The 4,636-nt window shown below is 68.7% G+C and carries 4 protein-coding genes and 1 pseudogene; 2 read left to right on the forward strand and 3 right to left on the reverse strand.

All coding sequences use genetic code 11. The features are described 5' to 3' along the window. Nucleotides 1-398: 398 nt before the first annotated feature. Complete coding sequence (locus tag VIM26_RS11890) at nucleotides 399-929, reverse strand: SRPBCC family protein (RefSeq protein WP_331951404.1); 531 nt, start codon at nucleotides 927-929, stop codon at nucleotides 399-401. A gap of 49 nt (nucleotides 930-978) precedes the next feature. Continuing rightward, a complete protein-coding gene (locus VIM26_RS11895) occupies nucleotides 979-1,410 on the reverse strand; it encodes an ester cyclase (RefSeq protein ID WP_331951406.1) in 432 nt (143 codons plus the stop codon). Between the two features lie 143 nt (nucleotides 1,411-1,553). On the opposite strand from VIM26_RS11895, the pseudogene VIM26_RS27050 reads away from it, so the two are divergent. Both VIM26_RS27050 and VIM26_RS11900 read left to right on the forward strand, forming a co-directional pair. After that, nucleotides 1,554-1,739: pseudogene (locus VIM26_RS27050) on the forward strand (helix-turn-helix transcriptional regulator); the annotation flags it as partial. A gap of 12 nt (nucleotides 1,740-1,751) precedes the next feature. Beyond that, nucleotides 1,752-3,848, forward strand: a complete 2,097-nt coding sequence (locus VIM26_RS11900; protein ID WP_331951408.1) for an ATP-binding protein — start codon at nucleotides 1,752-1,754, stop codon at nucleotides 3,846-3,848. 324 nt (nucleotides 3,849-4,172) lie between these two features. On the opposite strand, the gene VIM26_RS11905 is transcribed toward VIM26_RS11900, so the two are convergent. Continuing rightward, nucleotides 4,173-4,550 (reverse strand): nuclear transport factor 2 family protein, encoded by a 378-nt coding sequence (locus tag VIM26_RS11905; protein ID WP_331951410.1) that lies wholly within the window; start codon nucleotides 4,548-4,550, stop codon nucleotides 4,173-4,175. Between the last annotated feature and the right edge of the window lie 86 nt (nucleotides 4,551-4,636).

A 4,636-nucleotide genomic window follows, 5' to 3' on the forward strand; every position in this document is an offset into this window, starting at 1 on the left:
GCAGGGCAGTCCCTTCTTGAGCCACGCCTCGTCACGGTGCCCGACGGGCCGCAGACCGGAAGTGAGCCACACCCGGAGGCCGGGTGGGCAGCCCAAAAGAGAGCAAACCCGCCGGGCACCTAGACCGAGTCTGGCCAGACATCGGCCCTACCGAAAGTGTCTAGTAGGCCCAGAAAGACGCTGCACATCCGAGTGGCGGGATCCGCCAAGACGACCTCGCCCCGCGTCTGCCCAGGTCGGTCTCGGTGGCATTCAACGGTGGACGGCGGGGAGGTCAGGCGGGCCGCGCCAGGCGCCGGACAACCCCTTGCAGCTGATTATCGGCGCCGTCCCGTCGATGATGGTGACGAACGTTCGCGGCCGGCGGTCGCGCTGACTGCGCCCGGCCGACGGTTCACTCAGTTCTCCAGGACTGCCTTCATGTGGCCGAGGGTGGTCTGCATGCCCTCGGTCAGTTCCCGCAGACGAGCGGCGACGAAGTTCTCAGCATTCTCGAGGTCGCTGTCGGCCAGGAGCCGCAGGCCGCTCAAACCGTCAGGCAGGTGGCGGAACGTGACGGTGACGCGGCAGGTGCCGGGAGTTGCCGAGGCGAACTCATACAGCCAGTGGGTCGCCGGGTTACCGTCAAAACGGTCTCCGACGACGAACCCGAACGAACGGCCGGGGTCAGCGACCACGATGGTGCATGGCCGGACCCAGATGAGCTCGCCGGTCGCGGTCCGCGCGCGGTTGGTCCCCTCGAAGCGGGCACCGACGTGCGCTCCGCGGTCGGGGCCCATCCATCGGGCTCCGACGCACTCAGGGCTGAACTCCCCGATGCGGGTGACGTCGGCCACCAGCGCCCATGCCTCTTGTGCCGGGCAGGCGATCTCGGTTGTCGCGCACCCGACGGTGCGGGCGAAGAGCTCCCGGTTGCTGGCATCTGGCACCGGGCGCCGGCCGTGTTCACCCCAACGGGACACCTCGGTGCCCACGGGCTCAGGAGGCCGGAGCCTGTGAAGGCAGCACGCCGAGCTGCTGCAACTGGCTGAGCTGGTCGACCACGTGCCAGTGCTCGGCCATTCGTCCATCAGTGAGCCGGTGGATGTCGATCCCGGAGATCGTGTAAGACCGATTGGTTGGCGGCATGCCCATGAACGAGCCGGAGTGAGTGCCACTGCTGCTCCACCGCACGACTACGCGATCGCCCTCGGCGACGACATCCTCGATCGTGAAGGTGCACGGTGAGAACGCCTCGAGCAGCGCCGCCACGCGCGCCTTGAGGTCTGCTCGCCCGTTGCCCTGCCCGGGGAACGGGTCGTTCTCGATGTAGGCGTCGACCGCCAGCTCGTCGATGGGGGCGAGGTTGCCCGCGTTGAGCACCTCGTCGTAGTAGCGCCGGACGACCGTCTTGTTGCTCTCGGTGCTCATCATGACCTGCTTCCAGGGTGGATAGTGGGGACAGAAAGGAGCGTGCCATTGAGAGCCGGCCGACACCACGACGTCTCCCACCGTCTGACCCACCGACCTCCCAGCCCGCCGGGCGAACGGCCCGCGGCTGCTGGGGCACCTCGATGAGCGGCGCAACGTTCGCCGAACAGCTCCGCGCGCATCGCGCCGCCGCCGGGCTCACGCAGGTGGAGCTCGCGGAGCGTGCCGGGATCAGTGAACGGGCGGTCAGCGACATCGAGCGCGGCCTGCGCCGACACGTGTACGCCGTCACCGCTCGGTCTCTCGCCGATGCACTGGGACTCGGCCCGGCCGACGCTGCCGTGTTCGAGGCCGCAGCCAGACCTGCGCGCTCCACGTCCGTGCCGTCCGCCGGACCGGTGTGGGGCACCGAATGGCGCAACCTTCGACGTACCTCGATGCTCGGGCGCGAAACCGAGCTCGACCAAGTCCTGGACGCACTCACCGACCAGAGCACCCGTCTGCTGACGATCACGGGGACGGGTGGCGTAGGGAAGTCCCGCCTGGCAGCCGAGGTCTGCTGGCGCATCGAGACCGACGAACCGGGACGGGTCCTCTGGGTGCCTCTGGCCGGGCTACTCCAGTCAGACCTGCTTCTGGCGACGGTGGCCACGGCGCTGGGTGTCAGCGCGGCAGCCGAGGAGGAGCTTCCGGCAGCGCTGGCACGCGTGCTCGACCAGCGCAGGACGCTTCTGGTGCTCGACACGTTCGAGCGGCTGCTCGATGCCGCCCCCGCCCTGGGCGTTTTGCTCGACATGGCTACACATCTGCGAATCCTCGTCACCAGCCGGGCGCCACTACGCGTCCGCGGCGAAAGGGAGCAGCCACTCAACGCGCTGCCGGAGCCGGTGGCGGCTGAGCTCTTCAGAGAGCGGGTGAGGTCCGCACGGCCCGGGCTCAATCTCGAGGATGATGACGCCGCCAGGCTGGTCGCCGACATCTGCCGCCCCCTCGCCGGTGTGCCACTGGCACTGGAGCTCGCCGCTTCACGGGTCCGGCACATGCCGCTCCACCTCCTGAGCCTCGAGCTCGAACAACCGCTGCAGGTGCTGACCGACGGTGAGCGCGACCTCCCCGAGCGGCAACGGACGATGCGCAGCACGATCAGCTGGAGCCACGATCTTCTTGGCGCAGGCGACAAAGCGGTGTTCCGCCGGCTGGCGGCGTTCGCGGGGGGATGGACGCTCAACGCCGCTGAGCAGGTCTGTGCCGCCGACCGCGTGATCGCGGCGATCGGCCGGCTGTGCGAGCACGGGTTGGTCGTGCCCGATCCCGCCACGAGGCCGGCGCGTTGGCATCTCCTCGACCCGATCCGCGAGTACGCCGCCGAGCAACTCGCCGCTTCGCCCGAGGCCGATGCCGTCGCGCGGCGGCACGCGGAGTTCTATGCCGAGCTCGCCGCGACAGCAGCTCCACTGCTGCTCGGCAGCGAACAGGCGGAGACCCGGAAGCTGATACGGAACGAGGTCGCAAACCTGCGCGCCGCCCTGGGATCGGCAACCCAAGCGCGTGGCGACCCTGAGGTGGCGCTGCGGGCCGTCGGCGCGTTGTGGATGTTCTGGAGGCTTGAAGGCGCCTTCGAAGAAGGCCGGATCTGGATCCAGCGAACACTTGACCTACCGGGGGCCGACGACTCGCCATCCCGGGCGAATGCACTCTGGGGCGCAGCCTGGCTCAGCTACCAGCGGGGTGACGTGCCGACTGCGACCGCTTACGGGGAGGAGTTGCTCGAACGGTCGACTGGCCCAGAGGCCGCACTCGACCGTCGCAACGCGCTCACGATCCTCGGGCACGTCGCGATCGCTCAGCGACGGTTCGACGATGCCCTGCCACTGCTCGAGGAGGCGCTCGAACTCGCGCGAGCGAGCAACGCGAGCTGGCACATCGCCACCTCGCTGCTCAACCTGGGCACCGTGCTGCTCCGGCAGGGTGACCCACGGCGTGCCGTGGAGGTGTTGGAGGAGGCGGTTGCGGCTCATGACGCCGCCGGCGACCGGCACTTCGTCGCCCACTCGCTGATTGAGCTCGGTTACGCCTTCCTGATCTGGGGCAAGGCCGAGGAGGCTGCGGCTCGCTTCGCCGCAGCAACCCGCACATTTCTCAACCTGGAGGAGCAGTGGGGCGCAGCTGAGGCGGTCGCGGCGTTCGCCGTCCTCGCCTCCGTGTGCGGTCACGCCGAGACCGCAGCGGTGCTGTCCGGCGCGAGCGAGGCGGCGTACGCCGAGATGGCAACGCGGGTGATGGTCCCCGACGCAGAGCTCGGGGCGCCGTTCGTGGCCCATGCGCGCGCGGTCCTCGGCGAGACGGAGTGGCGGCGCGGGGTCCAGGGCGGCCGTGGACTGTCGGTGGAGGAGGCTGCGCAGCTCGCCCTGCGGACGCTCGGCCCTGCTGGCGGCTAGTGGCTCATGCGGTCTACAGGAGACGAAGTCGAACTTCTGTTGTCGGCGGCCACCGAGTTCCGGAAACGGGCGAAGCGGCCCGCTGGCGGTCATTGAAACCCGCCCGCTCCCGGTCATCCACGTGGAGGGTGATCTGGTCATGTGCAGGCGATCCCCCGCATACGCTGGCCAAGGGTAGTTGCGGTGTTGACCGCAATGAAGGCCGCGGCTGGTGCCCCGCACGCAGGACGCGCAGTGCGTCATAACGCCGCCTGTACGTCAAGGAGAGACGTCGCAACGCGACGTCGGCAGACTAAGAGGGCGCGTTCTCATCGCGGCGCGAGGCTACGGCTGGACGATCTTCCAGTAGGAGTCCTTACGCAAGATCCGCCCGTCATCAGCTAGGTCGAACAGGTCGCAGCCATGCACGCGCACATGCTCGCCCTCGTTGGTGGTTCCGGTGAGCAACCACCGAGAGACGCCATGGTCGCCGCACATCCAGTGCTCATCCTCGCCGTAATGTACGTCCGGCAGGCCGCGGAAGCGCTGCGCCAACCCCTCGCGTACGGCCGACGGCCCTTCAAAGCGAGTGCCCCATGGGTGCTCGCCCCGCGGTGTCTCCAGCACACAGTCGTCGGCGAAGAAACCCATGATCCGGTCCAGGTCGTGGGCGTTGAAGGCAGCCAAGAGTCGCGTGAGGACTCCAGCATCGTCTGCGTACACGCCTTCATCATGCCAGCGCACAAGCCCTGGGAACACCGCGCAAGCGGCATTGCCGGCGGCTACATCGGACGCCGCCGCCTAACGGG

It is taken from the genome of Pengzhenrongella sp. (assembly GCF_036565025.1).
GTDB lineage: Bacteria > Actinomycetota > Actinomycetes > Actinomycetales > Cellulomonadaceae > Pengzhenrongella.

What these genes read in the sequence shown, in the direction of transcription:
- VIM26_RS11895 (WP_331951406.1), bottom strand. Translation starts at nt 1,410, where the DNA reads ATGAGCACCGAGAGCAACAAGACGGTCGTCCGGCGCTACTACGACGAG.